The organism is Methanolobus sp. (assembly GCF_016278365.1).
GTDB lineage: Archaea > Halobacteriota > Methanosarcinia > Methanosarcinales > Methanosarcinaceae > Methanolobus.
The window spans coordinates 473,934-490,010 of record NZ_JADQBZ010000008.1 but is presented as its reverse complement, the minus strand read 5'-3'; the positions used below and the strand labels follow the sequence as shown (position 1 = coordinate 490,010).

Annotated in this window: 16 protein-coding genes; 6 read left to right on the top strand and 10 right to left on the bottom strand. The window is 45.5% G+C overall.

Going from position 1 to position 16,077, the window contains the following annotated elements:
• Positions 1-307 precede the first annotated feature (307 nt).
• The 6 genes from gyrB (at position 308) to QZZ22_RS10885 (ending at position 8,451) form a co-directional block, all read left to right on the top strand.
• The gene (gene gyrB / locus QZZ22_RS10910; protein ID WP_292464719.1) at positions 308-2,212 is read left to right on the top strand and encodes a DNA topoisomerase (ATP-hydrolyzing) subunit B; all 1,905 of its coding nucleotides are present in this window, start codon (positions 308-310) and stop codon (positions 2,210-2,212) included.
• Positions 2,213-2,222: 10 nt separating this feature from the next.
• The gene (gyrA, locus tag QZZ22_RS10905; protein WP_292464718.1) at positions 2,223-4,739 is read left to right on the top strand and encodes a DNA gyrase subunit A; all 2,517 of its coding nucleotides are present in this window, start codon (positions 2,223-2,225) and stop codon (positions 4,737-4,739) included.
• 93 nt (positions 4,740-4,832) lie between these two features.
• Positions 4,833-5,729, top strand: a complete 897-nt coding sequence (gene pdxS, locus QZZ22_RS10900; protein WP_292464717.1) for a pyridoxal 5'-phosphate synthase lyase subunit PdxS — start codon at positions 4,833-4,835, stop codon at positions 5,727-5,729.
• Positions 5,730-5,765: 36 nt separating this feature from the next.
• On the top strand, positions 5,766-6,359 hold the full coding sequence (gene pdxT / locus QZZ22_RS10895; RefSeq protein WP_292464715.1) for a pyridoxal 5'-phosphate synthase glutaminase subunit PdxT: 594 nt from the start codon (positions 5,766-5,768) through the stop codon (positions 6,357-6,359).
• A gap of 143 nt (positions 6,360-6,502) precedes the next feature.
• On the top strand, positions 6,503-6,910 hold the full coding sequence (locus tag QZZ22_RS10890) for a pyridoxamine 5'-phosphate oxidase family protein (protein WP_292464714.1): 408 nt from the start codon (positions 6,503-6,505) through the stop codon (positions 6,908-6,910).
• A gap of 200 nt (positions 6,911-7,110) precedes the next feature.
• Positions 7,111-8,451 (top strand): hypothetical protein, encoded by a 1,341-nt coding sequence (locus tag QZZ22_RS10885; protein ID WP_292464712.1) that lies wholly within the window; start codon positions 7,111-7,113, stop codon positions 8,449-8,451.
• 56 nt (positions 8,452-8,507) lie between these two features.
• On the opposite strand, the gene QZZ22_RS10880 is transcribed toward QZZ22_RS10885, so the two are convergent.
• The 10 genes from QZZ22_RS10880 to QZZ22_RS10835 all read right to left on the bottom strand — a co-directional run bounded on the left by QZZ22_RS10880 (position 8,508) and on the right by QZZ22_RS10835 (position 15,737).
• Positions 8,508-8,906: a 30S ribosomal protein S6e gene (locus tag QZZ22_RS10880; protein WP_292464710.1), complete on the bottom strand. Its 399-nt coding sequence runs from the start codon at positions 8,904-8,906 to the stop codon at positions 8,508-8,510.
• A gap of 73 nt (positions 8,907-8,979) precedes the next feature.
• Positions 8,980-10,755, bottom strand: coding sequence for a translation initiation factor IF-2 (gene infB / locus QZZ22_RS10875; RefSeq protein ID WP_292464709.1), 1,776 nt, complete (start codon positions 10,753-10,755; stop codon positions 8,980-8,982).
• Between the two features lie 96 nt (positions 10,756-10,851).
• Positions 10,852-11,301 carry a nucleoside-diphosphate kinase gene (ndk, locus tag QZZ22_RS10870; protein WP_292464708.1) on the bottom strand — a complete coding sequence of 150 codons (450 nt, stop codon included), beginning with the start codon at positions 11,299-11,301 and terminating at the stop codon, positions 10,852-10,854.
• 13 nt (positions 11,302-11,314) lie between these two features.
• Complete coding sequence (locus tag QZZ22_RS10865; protein ID WP_292464707.1) at positions 11,315-11,503, bottom strand: 50S ribosomal protein L24e; 189 nt, start codon at positions 11,501-11,503, stop codon at positions 11,315-11,317.
• Positions 11,504-11,508: 5 nt separating this feature from the next.
• The gene (locus QZZ22_RS10860; protein WP_015054764.1) at positions 11,509-11,724 is read right to left on the bottom strand and encodes a 30S ribosomal protein S28e; all 216 of its coding nucleotides are present in this window, start codon (positions 11,722-11,724) and stop codon (positions 11,509-11,511) included.
• 21 nt (positions 11,725-11,745) lie between these two features.
• Entirely contained in the window at positions 11,746-12,102 is a 357-nt protein-coding gene (gene rpl7ae, locus QZZ22_RS10855; protein ID WP_292464706.1) for a 50S ribosomal protein L7Ae, read from the bottom strand.
• A gap of 314 nt (positions 12,103-12,416) precedes the next feature.
• Positions 12,417-13,271, bottom strand: a complete 855-nt coding sequence (locus QZZ22_RS10850) for a hypothetical protein (protein ID WP_292464704.1) — start codon at positions 13,269-13,271, stop codon at positions 12,417-12,419.
• 54 nt (positions 13,272-13,325) lie between these two features.
• Complete coding sequence (locus QZZ22_RS10845) at positions 13,326-14,552, bottom strand: SufD family Fe-S cluster assembly protein (protein WP_292464703.1); 1,227 nt, start codon at positions 14,550-14,552, stop codon at positions 13,326-13,328.
• Positions 14,531-15,277 carry an ABC transporter ATP-binding protein gene (locus QZZ22_RS10840; protein WP_292464823.1) on the bottom strand — a complete coding sequence of 249 codons (747 nt, stop codon included), beginning with the start codon at positions 15,275-15,277 and terminating at the stop codon, positions 14,531-14,533. The genes QZZ22_RS10845 and QZZ22_RS10840 overlap by 22 nt, the downstream gene beginning before the upstream one ends.
• Positions 15,278-15,503: 226 nt before the next feature.
• Positions 15,504-15,737: a winged helix-turn-helix domain-containing protein gene (locus QZZ22_RS10835; protein WP_256623000.1), complete on the bottom strand. Its 234-nt coding sequence runs from the start codon at positions 15,735-15,737 to the stop codon at positions 15,504-15,506.
• Between the last annotated feature and the right edge of the window lie 340 nt (positions 15,738-16,077).

Genomic DNA, 16,077 nt, shown 5'->3' with positions numbered 1-16,077 from the left:
ACACTTTTTTGTGTTACATCAAAACAAGTAATACTTTTCATTATTTTTAGTAAATAATAAAACCAGGGAATCTGCTCAGAAATGCGCTCTTTCTCATCGATGCGTCTTTTTTTATGGAGGGGGTTATATAAACCTTTAATAAGCATGAACGCCTATAAGATAGCATAACATTTTTCAAAGAAAAAGACGAGCTAGCGAATTGAAACAACTCTTTCTTTAACTGAGTTTGAGGGATTGAACGAATGCACATTTTGAACGTGAATAGCATATTTCATGTTAAATTATTCTTAATGGAGACGTATTTAGTATGACAGAAAAACAGGGTTATGATGCAAGCAACATTCAGGTTCTTGAAGGGCTTGAAGCTGTCCGCAAGAGACCCAGTATGTACATAGGCAGTATCGATGGCAGGGGACTGCATCACCTGGTATATGAAGTGGTGGACAATAGTATTGATGAGGCACTTGCCGGGTTCTGTACTGAGATAGATGTAACCATCAATGAAGAGGGAACTGTCACTGTCCAGGACAATGGCAGGGGTATCCCTGTTGGCAACCTTCCCAAATACAACAAATCCGCACTTGAGGTAGTAATGACTATCCTCCACGCCGGAGGAAAATTTGACAAAAGTACCTACAAGGTCTCAGGTGGCCTTCATGGTGTGGGCGTCTCTGTGGTCAATGCACTTTCCGAGTGGCTGGAAGCAGAGGTCAAACGCGATGGCAAACTCTACTATCAGCGCTACGAGCGTGGGAAGCCACATGATGAAATAATGGAGATCGGTGAAAGTGAAGGTACGGGCACAAAGATCACTTTCAAGCCTGATCCTCTCATTTTCGAGACAACGAAGTTCACTTACGAAGCACTTGCTACCAGGCTTCGTGAGCTTGCTTTCCTTAACAAGGGACTAAAGATAACCATCTCCGATCAGAGGTCTGAGCAGCAACAGCACGAAGTGTTCCAGTACGAAGGCGGCATAGTCTCTTTTGTACAGTATCTGAACCACAGTCGCAATGCGCTCCATGATTCGCCTATCTACTTCGAACGTGAGAAGGAAAGTACTGTTGTAGAGATATCTATGCAGTACACCGACAGTTATGCAGAGTACGTATATTCCTTTGCTAATAACATCAATACACACGAAGGAGGAACTCACCTTGTAGGTTTCAAGGCAGCCCTGACCAGGGTAGCTAACGACTATATTAAAAAGAACAAGCTGGCAAAAGGTGATGATAAGTTATCGGGTGAGGATATACGTGAAGGTCTCACAGCTATAATCAGTGTCAAGATCACTGAGCCCCAGTTTGAGGGGCAGACTAAGACGAAACTAGGTAACAGCGATGTGAAGGGTATCGTTGAATCCATGGTCTCGGAAGGGCTGTCCGAATACCTGGAAGAGAATCCTAGGGTTGCCACTGCCATCCTGCAGAAAGCACTTGATGCACAGCGTGCCAGGGAAGCTGCAAAGAAAGCCCGTGAGCTCACAAGAAGGAAGAATGCCCTGGATATTAGCACACTTCCCGGCAAACTGGCCGATTGTTCTGAAAAGGATCCTTCGCTTTCTGAGATATATCTCGTAGAGGGGGATTCTGCAGGCGGCTCTGCAAAACAAGGGCGCAATAGGAGGTTCCAGGCCATACTGCCATTCAGGGGTAAAATCCTCAATGTCGAAAAAGCACGTCTTGCAAAGGTACTGAAGAACAATGAAGTCCTTTCCCTGATAACTGCAATGGGAACAGGCATTGGTGACGACTATAATCTTGATAAGGCTCGCTACCATAAAGTCATCATCATGACCGATGCTGATGTTGACGGTGCGCACATCCGCACGCTCATACTGACCCTGTTCTTCAGGCACATGAAGCCGCTGATAGATGCAGGTTACATCTACATTGCCCAGCCACCTCTCTATCGTGTGGCTAAAGGGAAGGCTGAATATTACGTGTATTCGGACAGGGAATTACAAGCCAAACTGCAGGAGTTAGGCGACAAGAATGTTGGCATACAGCGTTACAAGGGTCTTGGAGAAATGAATCCTGAGCAGCTCTGGGAAACCACAATGAACCCGGAAACAAGGACCTTGCTGAAGGTGACAATGGACGACGCTATAGCAGCTGATGAGATGTTCTCTATTCTCATGGGAGACGAGGTTGAGCCTCGCAGGAACTTCATCACGATGCATGCCAAGGATGTTGTCAACCTGGATTTGTGAGGTGAGATAGATGGCAGATAATACAGATAACGATAATAACCAGAAAGATGAGACTTCCGCTCCGGTTCCCGCGGACGGGATGTCTCTTGAGATCCAGCCTACAGATGCCGGCGAAAAGATCGTTCCTATCCTTATTGAAGATGAGATGAGGAATTCATACATAGACTATGCAATGAGTGTCATAGTAGGACGTGCGCTGCCCGATGCAAGGGATGGTCTCAAACCTGTACACCGCAGAATCCTGTATGCAATGAAGGAAGCCGGTATAACTTCTGATAAACCCTATAAGAAATGTGCCCGTGTAGTGGGAGACGTGCTCGGTAAGTACCATCCTCATGGAGATGTCGCAGTTTACGATTCCCTTGTAAGGATGGTACAGGAGTTCTCCCTCCGTTACCCCCTGATTGACGGACAGGGTAACTTCGGTTCCATTGACGGCGATTCTGCAGCAGCCATGCGTTACACTGAGGCACGCATGGACAAGATCGCGGATGAGATGCTTATAGATATCGATAAAGACACAGTATCCACCCGTCCCAATTATGACGGTTCACTTCAGGAGCCGACTGTACTTCCGGCAAAACTGCCGAACCTGCTTGTCAATGGTTCCACAGGTATTGCAGTAGGTATGGCCACCAACATGGCTCCTCATAACCTGACTGAGGTCATTGATGCTACACTGATGCAGATGGATAACCCGGATGTAAGTGTCAATGAACTGATGAAGGTTATCAAGGGCCCGGATTTCCCGACGGGTGCCGTCATTCTCGGTTCTCAGGGAATAAGGGATTCCTATGAGACAGGGCGCGGTAAGGTGCAGCTTAGGGCTGTTGCTGAAATAGAGGAAATCAGGAAGGATAAGAACGCTATAATCGTGACCGAGCTTCCTTATCAGGTAAACAAGGCCAAGCTTATTGAAAACATCGCCGAGCTTGTCAGGGATAAGAGAATAATCGGCATTTCCGACCTGCGTGACGAGTCTGACCGTGATGGTATAAGGGTTGTTATCGAATTAACACGCACTACTAATCCCAATGTAGTCTTAAACCAGCTCTACAAACACACCCAGATGCAGACTACTTTCGGTATCATAAACCTGGCTCTGGTAGACAATGTCCCCAAGGAATTGAGCCTTAAGGATATGCTGCGCATTTACCTCGAACACCGCATAGAGATTATCCAGAATCGGACGCTTTTCCAGCTTCGTAAGGCAGAGGAGAGAGCACACATACTGAGGGGCCTGAAGATAGCTCTGGATCATCTGGATGCGGTCATAACCCTTATCAGATCATCAAAAGATGTGGAAACAGCGCGTGAAGGTCTTATTAGCAATTTCGGCCTGGATGAGATACAGGCAAAGGCTATCCTTGATATGCGTTTGCAGAAGCTGACAGGGCTTGAAAGGCAGAAAGTAGAGGATGAGTATAATGAGTTACTCCGGCTTATAGCAGAACTGGAAGAAATCATCCGGAGCGATGAGAGGAAATATAGTATAATCCGGTCCGAACTTGCCGATCTGAAGGAACGCTTCGGTGATGAAAGGAGGACCAAGATCAAAGGTTCTGTCATGGAACTGGAAGATGAGGACCTGATACCCGATGAAGAAGTTGTTGTCACTATCACTAACAGCGGCTACATCAAGCGTCTTCTGGTAGACACATATTCCCAGCAGCACAGAGGCGGCAAGGGTATTATAGGCATGGATACTAAAGACGAGGACTTCGTCACCGATATATTTGTGGCATCGACACATAATTATCTCCTTTTCTTCACCACCAGGGGAAGGGTCTACTGGCAGAAGGTGTACGAGATGCCTGAAGGTAGCAGGCAGTCCAGAGGCAAAGCTATAGTGAACCTTCTGGAACTGGCGGAAGGTGAGTCTGTTACTGCAATGATACCAGTGAGCAAATTCTCAGAAGACAGCTATCTGTTCATGGCTACCCGCATGGGAACCGTAAAAAAGAGCTCTCTTTCCGACTTCAGCAATCCGCGCAGGGCAGGCATTATCGCGCTGAATCTCGATGAAGGTGACGAACTGGTGAATGTGGCGTTGACAGATGGTTCAAAAGAAATGGTCATGGTCTCAAGACATGGTAAGGCCATCAGATTCTCTGAAAACGATGTGCGTCCGATGGGTAGAAGTGCAAGGGGTGTCCGCGGGATGAGGCTGGAGCCTGGCGACCATGTGGTCAGTCTGGATATTGTTGATGAAAGCGCGTCCCTTCTTACAGTGACTGAGAACGGCTTTGGCAAGCGTACCAAGTTCAATGAGTACCGTACACTGCATAGGGGCGGGCAGGGTGTCATCACTATTGTCACCAGCCTCAGGAACGGCCCTGTCATAAATGTTAAAGCCGTAAAGGATAGTGATGAGATAATGCTCACAAGTTCCGAAGGTATTATTATCCGGATACCTGTAAAGGATGTACGCGTCCAGGGCAGGAACACCCAGGGTGTTAAGATCATGGATGTGCGCCAGAAGGATAAAGTGGTCGGTGTAGCGAGGATAAGGGCAGACGGTGAGTAATGTAAATGCTTTTAAGTATTGACCATGTTTAATGGTCTATACACGCATAGCTATTGAAATAAAATTATATGGATTATTCAGAAGGATGATATTATGGAACTTGAGAAATTAAGACACGGTACGGAACTTATCAAGCGCGGCTTTGCAAAGATGCAAAAAGGCGGTGTTATCATGGATGTTACAACTCCCGAACAGGCCCGCATTGCAGAGGAAGCAGGGGCAGTTGCAGTAATGGCTCTGCAGGCAGTGCCCGCAGACATTAGAAAGGCAGGTGGCGTTGCGAGGATGGCAGATCCGCAGATAATTGCAGATATCATAGACACCGTAACAATCCCGGTAATGGCAAAAGCGCGTATCGGCCACTTCGTAGAGGCTGAGATACTGCAGGCTCTTGGCGTTGACATGGTTGATGAGTCCGAAGTGCTTACTCCGGCTGACCACAAATATCACATCGAAAAGACCGATTTTACCGTTCCTTTCGTATGTGGCGCCAGGAATCTTGGTGAGGCTCTCCGCCGTATGAATGAAGGCGCAGCCATGATACGCACCAAAGGTGAAGCCGGAACCGGTGATGTCAGCGAGGCTGTCAAACACATGAAACAGATACAGGGTGAAATCCGTGCACTGAAAGGTATGACCAGAGAAGAGATGGTCCGGATTGCCCGTGAGATTGAAGCTCCCTTCGAACTTGTGCTCGAGACTGCACAGATGCAACGTCTCCCGGTAGTTAACTTCGCAGCGGGCGGAGTTGCAACACCTGCAGATGCAGCTCTCATGATGCGTCTGGGTGCTGACGGTGTTTTTGTGGGTTCTGGCATATTCAAGGCTGAGATCCCTGAGAAAATGGCAATAGCCATAGTCGAGGCAGTGAACAATTATGACAATCCTGAAGTGCTTGCTAAGATATCAAAGGGCATCGGCGCCGGCATGAAGGGTATTAGTGTCGACACTATACCCCAGGACCAGGTCCTTCAGACACGCGGATGGTAATACCCATCCTCTATCTTTTTTAATAACGGAGCCATTATGCTCATAGGTGTAATTGCTATTCAGGGTGATGTTTCCGAACATGTGGACGCGCTTATCAGGGCTTTGGAGGAGCGTGGTCAGTCTGCCGATATTGTGACTATCAAGCACAAGGGCATTGTTCCAGGGTGTGATGCACTCATCCTTCCCGGGGGAGAGAGTACGACTTTGGGCCGGCTGCTTATACGCGAGGGAATCGCAGATGAGATAAGGCAACTGCATCTCTCTGGAAAACCTATTATGGGAACATGCGCCGGCCTGATACTGCTTGCAAAGGAAGGTGACGAGCAGGTGAAAAAGACCCATCAGCATCTCCTGGGAATAATGGATACGACAGTTAACAGGAACGCTTTTGGAAGGCAGCGTGAATCTTTTGAGACCGAGCTTGAGCTTCCTTTCCTTAATTCCCCATACACTGCTGTTTTCATAAGGGCTCCCGGAATTGTTGGATGCGGGAAAGATGTAACCGTCCTGGCAAAAATGGATGGCAAGGTGATTGCTGCAGAACAGGGAAATATCCTGGCACTGGCTTTCCATCCTGAACTTACGTTTGATACAAGGGTTCATCAGTATTTCCTTAATAAATTATTCTGACGGGCTTTCACTTCCTTTTATTTTTCCCCATATCTTCTATCATTCTCTATTTTCTTATATGAACATCACTGATGAAAAAGTTTAAACTTCATTGATGTGTAGATTACCTGAGTCTTATATTTTGATATGCAGAGGTGACATCAATGGTAAAGTTAACAGATGAGATAAAAGAAGAATTCGCAAAGATGAAGATATTCCCATTCGCAACAGCCTCCAAAGACGGCGTACCAAATGTTATCCCTATAGGGATGTGTATGCTTCAGGAAGATGCTGAGACAATATGGATTGTTGACAACTACTTCCTCAAAACCATGGAGAACCTCAGGGCAAACCCAAAAGGCGCAATCTATGTATGGGGGCCTGAGATCAACGGATGCTTCCAGATAAAAGGCGATGTAAAGATCATAGACCGTGGTGAGGAATATGATGAGATGCGTAAGATAGTAAAAGCAAAGAGTGACCGCTTCCCTGCAAAATATCTCATAAAAATGAAGATAACAGATGTATTTGAATGTAAAAGCGGACCTGAAGCCGGAAAGAAGCTAATCTGAGCTTTTCTTCCTCTATTTCCCTTTTTTTTGTATTTTTTTTGTTTTTATCTCTTGCTTTTATCTCTTGTTTTTATTGGAATCTCTTTTTCTCCGGTATTTCTGCTCTCCTTATCTTATGCCTGATAGGCTAAATTATATACAAAGTAATATATTTATATGAATAAACCTAATTCCGACTACTCATTTCAAGCAGTGATTAAATGAAACTGTCCAGAATCTCCGGTGATTTTATCTGCTCCCTCTCTTATGCCCTTCTGAATAAATCAAGAGGGAAGAGTGGATATCTCTTTCAGATGTACTCTCTTGTGTGGATAATGTGGCTGGCTTTCTTTGCAGTTGGGATGTTACATCCTATGTCTTCCGGGATTGGCCTGCATACTCTTGCTTATTCTCTGATGCCTCTTAGCATTTCATCCCTGCTGTCGGGAGTTATACCGTTATCAGTGCCAGTGTTTGTGCTTGCTTTATTTGTGTTTGTCGTACTTCCTTACACACCAATTCATTTTTTCTGGATATATGAAAATATATGGGGAATAAGCAAGAGACGGCTCCTGGGGATGCAGGTACGTGATGCTGTGGTCGTGGGATATAATTATCCTGCAAGCGCAGAAACCGGATTTCCGTATGCAGTTACTTTACATGTTAACAATCCCACTGACACCGATATCGGCAATGTATGGCTTAGGTGGGTGTTCCCGGACTCTTTCAAGTGCGCTGGTTCTCAACTTTCTCTTGGCACTGTTGCAGGAGGATCTTCAGGATCAGCATCCATACCTTTCATTTCTCTGCATACCGGAAAGAATTCCATGGGCACAGCGGACCTATATTTTGAGATACGCGGGCAAAAGTACACAAAGAACAACCTTCCAATCGGCTTGTGCAATGTCATATGCTCCTGCTTGTTTGTGAATACCAGTATTCCGGATGCCCTACACTTCGGGGAAGAGGCTCCTCTGGGGATATATCTCATGAACAGGCTTTCTTTTTCATTGGATGATGTGCAGGTAAGCTGTTCTTTTAGTGAAGGTATAGACGCGGATGTGACATCATTTAATATTGGCAACATGCAGGCAGGTTCCGGGCAGGCGCTGGCAATCAACATAATTCCGAAGGTCATCGGGGAGATAAGCGTAGGTCATTTTAGTGTTGAATTCAGGATGAACGGTAATGTCTGCAATGCGGGTCCACTTGGATTCAATATTCGCCGGATATTTGCTCCGGAGCTGAATGTCAGGATGAATACGCCGGAGACCCTTTACAAAAGCATCCCTGCTTCCTTAGGTTTTATTGTGGAAAACCGCTCGGATGAATCCCTGACCAATATAAGCCTCTCTAGCTGCTTCTCTTCACAGATCGAGTGTGAGGTCCCGACAGTTTATATTGAGGGCTTACTGCCATCATCTTCACGTTATGTTTCCATTGCCATCAGGCCGATGACAAGTGGAAAGGCAGACCTTGGAAACTTGAATGTATCCTTTGAGGTGAATGGTTTCCTCTGCAGGAAAGAGCCACTTGTGCTTGGTGTCCACAAGATTAATTGAAAGTATATACTAAATAAGCAAAAAAGATTATAAAATTATTGTAAAGAGTGAGTTGCTCACTCTTTTGCTGCTACTTCTTCGCCACCGACGATGGCTTCGATTGTCTTGTCGCCGTATTCGACAACAACGGTGTTGACCTGTATTATGTCAGGTGCAATTTCCCTTCCGCGCATCATCTTTCTGCGGCGGACGCCACTTGCGACAGGGGAGTAACCTACACCCTCTGCAATAAGTACTTTCTGTCTCCTTGGTCCTGGGATCTCAGGTCTCATGACCATACCGCTCTTGTCACTTCCGCCTGTAATCTTCAGTCCATAGCCCGGGAGTCCGACAATTGCGCCGTCCACGGTCTGGCCTATGGATTTTCCTACGAGCTTGTTAGCTTCCGGTCCTGTCAGGTTGAACTGATATGATTTTGTCTTTGGGTCTGATACTACTATTTTGAAATCTGCCATATTTATTCCTCCAATATAATATATATATTCTTGTTTTCCTGTGATATCAATGAATATGCGTTGCCATGAATAATTATTTTGCCCAGAAGGGATTGCCCCTTCTTTTGAATTCAAGGAACGCGTCCAGTGTCTCTAATTCATCTGCCGTCAATGAGTCATTAATCTCATTTTCCATCTTCTTAGCATGCCGTTCCGGGACATTGATGAAAAGCGTATCTCCTTCCTTGATCTGCCTTCCAACAGTCGGACCTTCTATAGCCATAGCAACTTCCATGCCGACCTTTGCCTGTGAGATATTTTCTCCACTGGATTGAAGGCCTTTTATCTTGCCGACGATGGCGCCATCAAGTGCAATAATGTCAAGTTTTGTCCTGACGACTCCCCCGATTATCTTCACACCCACAACAGCCGGTTTACTCTGCCTGAATGTACAGTTTGGCAATATCTGGAACCTTCCTGGTTTAATAATGGTGTCAGCCATCTCCTTTTCGGCAAGCTCCTTCTGTTCCTGCGCCCAGTCCTTGTAGTCATCTATCAGACGATATATGACATCGTTCTGGAAGAGGCGGATATTTGTTTCCTGAACCTTTTCCCTGGCATCAGGAAGCACTTTTACATTGAATCCGACAATTACTGCATAGAGGGAATCCTCGATAGCTGTAACTTCCACAACATCTCGCTGCGATACATCTCCTACAGTCGCTTTCCTGATGGGTATGTTCTCTTTTTTCAGCTCATTGACAAGAGCTTCAAGAGAACCTATCGTATCCGCTTTTATTGTAACGCCGTTAGAGTCGGTGTCGATCTGGACATCTTCTATCTCACTCTGTACTTCATCTGTGATATCATCGATAGTCTCAGGAGTTGTGACCCTCACGGGAGAACCTGCAAGCGCGGTCTCAAGTCCGGGTGCAGATATCTTGACACCTATGGCTGCTGTGACTGATGAAACCTGCTCGAACTTCTCTTCGGATTTTATTTCAGTAAGCGGACGGGGTTTTAATAGTGCACGGACTTTGGTCTGGATAGGTTTTCCAAGGCTTCCGACAACTATAATGTCTCCCTTCTTCAAGGTCCCGTCATAAAGAATAACATCTATGGTTGCCCCAAGCCCTTTCTCTTCCTTTACTTCAAGAACAGTGCCAACTCCGGGGATGTTCGCATCATAATGCAAATTTCCCTCAAGGAATCTCTGGGCAAGTCCCAGAAGCACCATCAAAACGTCAGGGATACCTTCTCCTGTCATGGCGCTGATCGGAATTATCCCGATATTACGCTGGAAATCATTTATCCTGTCATGCCTTTCGGAATTAAATCCCAACTTATATAATTCCCCTACGATCTCATAGAACTTCTTGTCCAGATCGGTCCTTACACGTTCTATCTGCTTGTTATATGATTGCACGAAGGTGGAGTTCTTTTGTGGGTTCCAGCCATGTATCCTGTCGATCTTGTTCGCAACGACCACAAAAGGTGTCTTGAATCTTTTGAGGATCTGAAGGCTTTCTATGGTTTGTGGTTTGAAACCTTCGTTTATGTCCACAATAACTATAGCAAGATCCGCAAGAGCTCCACCGCGGCTTCTAAGTGATGTGAATGCATGGTGTCCCGGTGTGTCAATGAACAGAAGGCCGGGCACAATGAACTTATCCCGGAGTGATGGGTTACCACACTTATTTACGATAACATCGATGGGAACTTCGGTTGCACCTATGTGCTGGGTAATGGCGCCTGCCTCTCCGTCAGCAACAGTACTGCCTCTGATCTTGTCAAGTAATGTAGTCTTTCCATGATCTACATGTCCCATTACAGAGACAATTGGTGTGCGTAAGTTTCCCTTGACTGCCATGTGCATCCCTTCAAATATGATTGACTGCCTGTGATAAACGATTAAACTATCCCGGGCATGAATATAATAAGAAGGTGCCCGGAATTGTCTTAAAGTTTACTCGTAGAGGCAAACCTCATCTATCTTTGAGTAACTGAAGATCTCTGTACTCTTAAAGTGAATCGAGATCTCACGTTTGGACGATTCGGTAGAATCGGATGCATGGACAACATTCCTTCCGGTCTCGATGGCAAAGTCTCCCCTTATAGTACCCGGAAGTGCGTTTACCGGGTTAGTTGCCCCGTTGACCGCACGCATGATAGCGATGGAGTTCTTTCCTTCAACCACCATTGAGACTGAAGGACCTGATGTGACGTACTCTATGAGGGATGCAAAGAATGGTTTCTCTGCATGTTCCTTGTAGTGCTCTTTCGCACTCTCTGCACTCATCACATTCAGGCGCATGGCTGCAACCTTCAGGCCGCGTTTCTCGATCCTCGAGATTATCTCTCCGACGAGCCCGCGCTGTACGCCATCGGGCTTGATCATAATATATGTCTGTTCCATGCCTGACACCGGGTTATGCCTTCTTCAAATGTATTCTGCCCTGCTCGGTCCATTCTGTACGCCTTGGCAGCCTTCCAAGGTCAAAGTTGCTCTCGCATTTTGAAGAACAGAACAAATAAGTTGATCCGTCCCTCTTTACAAAGAGCTTGCCTGTCCCCGGCTCAAGGAATGCGCCGCAAAAAGAACATTTTCTTTGTTCCACTATAATCACCTGGTAGTCAGCTTCTTGGCTTCTCTGGATGTTTCGATCAGCATCAATATATCTCCTACTCTGATCGGACCTACACAGTTGCGGGTGATTATACGGCCTTTGTCGCGCCCTTCAAGCACACGGCACTGTATCTGGCTAGCTTCGCCATGCATACCGGTATTGCCGATAACATCAATGACTTCAGCTGCATAGCCTGTATCTTCATCTGCCATAATGATACCTCATGTATCAGATTATTTCAATGCACTTATTTTCTGTGCTATGTCTTCAACAAGTTCGCTGCCCTTGCCGGTATCTATGATAGCAACCGCTGCACAGGCGACTCCGATGCCGCAAGCTGCACCAAGTTCTTTCTGCTGCTTGACGAATATGTATGGAGTGTTCTTCTCTTCACAGAGTGGTGCAAGGTGGGCTATGACTTCAGCAGGGCTTACATCTTCAGCTATAACTGCGAGTTTTGTAATACCTCTCTCAATTGCTTTTGTCACTTCGTTTGTACCCTTTTTCAATTTTCCTGTGTCCCTTGCGAGCTCTACGCTCTCAAGTGCTTTGTTTGCTAATTCTTCTGGAACGTCAAATTTTGCTGCCATATTATTAATCTCCTTCGAAACCGCGAGAAATGCGGTTTTTCATTATTCATTGCAGATCAGGACAGTAGCCTGAAACTAATTTGGCCAATTTTATGATTGCTACAAATTAATATCACTAACTGACACTGTTATTATGCCAAAGTAATGGCTATCAACCGTTGCATTCAGATATATATCTTTCGGCAAATAGCGGTTTGATTCCAAAACAATCTATTCATGTATAAATCTTGTGGCAAAAGGCTGGAATCGTGCGAAAAAAAAGATTGTGAGAATAACTCTCACCTTAATTCCAGACAATTCTCCAGTTCTGAGTATTACCAGAACTGTTCAAGTGCCAGACTGTAAAAGTTCGAGGCATTGGTCGTTACAATGACCTTTGTTACATTTGCATCTTCATGCGTGGTTATATTGTACGTGAGTCCACGCTCGGAACTATTTGCGCTAAGAGTGGTTATCGTATCGATAAGGCTTTGCTGAGGTTCAACGAATACCTCTGTCCTACTATAATTGCCGTCTGCAGTATACATGAACTCCACGTAGTGCTGTTCGGCAAGACTGTCAGCGGAAGTGAGCATCTGGTATTCGGCACCAGCTTCGATATAAGGCATTATCCTCTCAAAATCCTCGGAGCTTTCAAGGGTGCCTGATGTAACGTCAATTACCTGCTTAAGTGATTCTTCCGGGCCAAGCAGCATAGGGTTACCTACAATATTGTACACCTGTCCATTGCGGGATAGCATATAATATCCATTATATGGCTGTTCTGCAAGCATATAATCAAAGTTTATAACTTCCGGGTTTATCACATGAGCTTCGAATGCAAAATCTTCAGCAGCATTATATGCGGAATACCTCTTAAGGATCATCGAGTTGTAAACTGAATATACATCGGTGATATTGGGTGCCAGTATCTGGAGTGGTGTCCCATACACTCTTGAGTAATCGACATAACTAACGATTGTCGCACCCTCTGGTGTAATGCTCAGCCCGTCCTGAAGTGAGTTCAATTCATGGCTCATCTTTGTACCGGGTATCGTCTCAAATCCGGGTGCCTGTGAGGCATCATTCCCATTGTTGCTCTGGTTGGACAGAGGGCCGGCAAAGAAAAATGTCCCGATTGACATTAGCATAATGGCAGCCAGAAAGATGCCTATTAATTTTTGGTTCATTAATATCCTCTTGTTAAGATTAATCTATTAAAGTTTATTCCATTTATATGTGGTTCAGATCGCGTTCTCTCCGATCTTTGCAATGGTTTCGTCAATATCTGCTCTAAGTTCATCGGGTATGCCCTGGATGCCAACATCAAGGAATCCCCGGACGATCATGCCAATTGCATCTTCTTCTGTAAGGCCGCGGGCCATCAGGTATTCTATCTGTTCCCTGGCAATGCGGCCAACGGCAGCTTCATGAGAAAGCTCTATATTCTGGACATTTGCCTCAAGGATGGGGATGGCCCTCTGTGTACCCTTGTCACTCAGTACAAGTCCGTGACACTCCAGATGCCCTTTGGCGCCATTGGCATTACCTATCATTTCTCCTCTTGCAATAGATATGCCACCGGTAGTAATGGTTCTTGAGATCATCTCTGCCGATGTGTCCTCTGCATTGAAGATGACCCGGCTTCCAAGGTCAAGCTCCGAACCAGGATGGGCCACAGCTATTGTGTTAAGTCTTGTGAATGCACCTTTTCCATCGAGAATAACCGTCGGATATGATTGGATTGATCTGACCGGTTTCAGGGTTACATAATTGCTTATGTATTTGGCTCCTTCCTCAAGATGTACGACGGTTCTTGGCCTGACACCTATCTGGTCAGCCCAGTTGTGGATCATTGTAAAATTGAGTGTTGCTCCTTTCTTCACATACATTTCTGAAATTCCGAGGTGTAGTCCCTTTTCCACTCCGTGCTTTGTGGAGCAACCTGTTATTACTTCAAGTTCAGCACCTTCTTCAACGATAATAATGTTGTGAACTGTCTGTGAAACCTGCTTTGAGCCTATCAGGAGACAGGTCTGCACAGGCATCTTTGATTTTTTGCCTGCAGGAGCCCGGATGAAATAACCATTTGCATCCTGCAGATAGCTCATCGCCGTATATTTGTCTGCATCCGGCTTTACGAGCTTCCATATATAATCCTTGACCCAGCTGTGAACTTTTATTGCATCCCTGAGGGACATCAGCTCAACAGCATCATTATCATGCAGCGATGTGTGGGTTATAGTGTTATCCACCATTATGAGGCTACCTGACCTATTTTCTTCTCCGGGAGTGAAGCCTACATTAAGCAGCGTCTTCTTATCTTCTTCCGTGAGGTCTGTCAGTTTTTGCTCGTATCGGACATCGGTGGTGCCTGCACCATATTCATCAAGATTGAAATCCTCTCCGTAATCAGCGCGTTTCCCGAGGGCATTTTCTGCCTTCTTCCTCATATCTGCATCAGCTTGCATTTGATACACTCCTCATATCCCTGTTCTTTGATCTCGCTGAGCATTTCGCGCGGATTGCCCGAGCACATCACAGTCCCGTTGCAAAGAATATATGCTCTGTCGGTTTCAATATAGTCCAACACCTGTCCGGTATGAGTTATCACAAGTGCTGATTTACCATGCCTGCATCTGTCTCCCGGGCACTTACAATCCCTGTTCAGGAGGGTATTGATCGTGTTTCCCAGAAGCTCGATGCTTGCAAGGTCGACTCCTGACTCAGGTTCATCAAGCAGGAGGAAATCGGGATTTTGTGCTGATAGCTGGAGAAGTTCTGATCTCTTGATCTCGCCGCCTGAAAATCCGACATTGACATCTCTTTCAAAGAACCTTGCCATATCAATGGACTCTGCAAGTTCTTCCGTTTCCTTCGGGTCTTTTGATATTACTTTCAGGAGGTCATGCAGCCTGACGCCACTCAGGTTAGGGGGCCTCTGGGTCATTATGCCCATGCCCATCTGCGCTCTCTGGGAAACAGATAGGCGGGTGATATCCTCACCCTTGAAAATAATCTCTCCGCTAATAACATTATAACCGCTGAATCCCATCAGGGTCATAAGGAGTACGGACTTGCCCGCGCCGTTTGGCCCGAACAGTACATTAGTGTAGCCAGCATCGACTTTCAGGTCTACACCTTTAAGCACCCTGCGACCGCCGACCTCGACTGTCAGATTGTTGATCTCCAGCATAAGTATGTTCCTTCCTTTTACTTTTATCAATGCAAGAACATGGATTAATATAGTATTGACATAGGATAATACTGGTTATGAGTTAAAAAGGTATTGAGATTCTTATAACCTCGGGTTATCCCTGGCCAGGTAATGCAGCGCCTGACAATAATGGAAGTCTTAGAATAGATCTACAGCCATCGCCGGTAGAATGATCTCATCAGATGGTACTGATGAATATCTCTTCTTATAATCCAAGTTCCTGTGCAATTTCCTGGAATTCCTTTCCTTTCTCGGTTGTCACATAGAGGCTGTCTTTTTTCTCTATCAGCCCTTTTTCTTCTAACATAGTAAGGTATCTGTTAACAACCTCAAAGTTAAGGTTTGCACGGTAAACTATATGGGTTTTTTTTGCTCCCTCCATGGCAGCCCTTAATATTTCCACGCTGATGGCAGTTCTACTTCTTCTGATATGAATCACATCTCCTCTCGGATCAACAATCTGGACTAAGGATGAGACTAAATGATGTATTGCTGATTATTTGCGTTGTATGCCATATTTTCTTCTGAGATTCCTCTTACATGGTGCATCGGACCTGTTTGTAATATGGTATACACTTGTAAAGTGATGACCTTATTTCCCATAGTGCATACCGGAAGTTACAATCGATCATGGCTATGCAACAAATGCTAACAAGGCCATCACTTTATGACGCCTTCCCCACTTATCCCGGCCAATACCCTTCTTCTAATCCCGGTAGAGTATATGGAATTTAATCTAATAAATAAGTAAGAATCAAAGTTAAGTATAATACATAAGA

What these genes read in the sequence shown, in the direction of transcription:
- gyrB (WP_292464719.1), top strand. Translation starts at nt 308, where the DNA reads ATGACAGAAAAACAGGGTTATGATGCAAGCAACATTCAGGTTCTTGAA.
- gyrA (WP_292464718.1), top strand. Translation starts at nt 2,223, where the DNA reads ATGGCAGATAATACAGATAACGATAATAACCAGAAAGATGAGACTTCC.
- pdxS (WP_292464717.1), top strand. Translation starts at nt 4,833, where the DNA reads ATGGAACTTGAGAAATTAAGACACGGTACGGAACTTATCAAGCGCGGC.
- pdxT (WP_292464715.1), top strand. Translation starts at nt 5,766, where the DNA reads ATGCTCATAGGTGTAATTGCTATTCAGGGTGATGTTTCCGAACATGTG.
- QZZ22_RS10890 (WP_292464714.1), top strand. Translation starts at nt 6,503, where the DNA reads ATGGTAAAGTTAACAGATGAGATAAAAGAAGAATTCGCAAAGATGAAG.
- QZZ22_RS10885 (WP_292464712.1), top strand. Translation starts at nt 7,111, where the DNA reads ATGAAACTGTCCAGAATCTCCGGTGATTTTATCTGCTCCCTCTCTTAT.
- QZZ22_RS10880 (WP_292464710.1), bottom strand. Translation starts at nt 8,906, where the DNA reads ATGGCAGATTTCAAAATAGTAGTATCAGACCCAAAGACAAAATCATAT.
- infB (WP_292464709.1), bottom strand. Translation starts at nt 10,755, where the DNA reads ATGGCAGTCAAGGGAAACTTACGCACACCAATTGTCTCTGTAATGGGA.
- ndk (WP_292464708.1), bottom strand. Translation starts at nt 11,301, where the DNA reads ATGGAACAGACATATATTATGATCAAGCCCGATGGCGTACAGCGCGGG.
- QZZ22_RS10860 (WP_015054764.1), bottom strand. Translation starts at nt 11,724, where the DNA reads ATGGCAGATGAAGATACAGGCTATGCAGCTGAAGTCATTGATGTTATC.
- rpl7ae (WP_292464706.1), bottom strand. Translation starts at nt 12,102, where the DNA reads ATGGCAGCAAAATTTGACGTTCCAGAAGAATTAGCAAACAAAGCACTT.
- QZZ22_RS10850 (WP_292464704.1), bottom strand. Translation starts at nt 13,271, where the DNA reads ATGAACCAAAAATTAATAGGCATCTTTCTGGCTGCCATTATGCTAATG.
- QZZ22_RS10845 (WP_292464703.1), bottom strand. Translation starts at nt 14,552, where the DNA reads ATGCAAGCTGATGCAGATATGAGGAAGAAGGCAGAAAATGCCCTCGGG.
- QZZ22_RS10840 (WP_292464823.1), bottom strand. Translation starts at nt 15,277, where the DNA reads ATGCTGGAGATCAACAATCTGACAGTCGAGGTCGGCGGTCGCAGGGTG.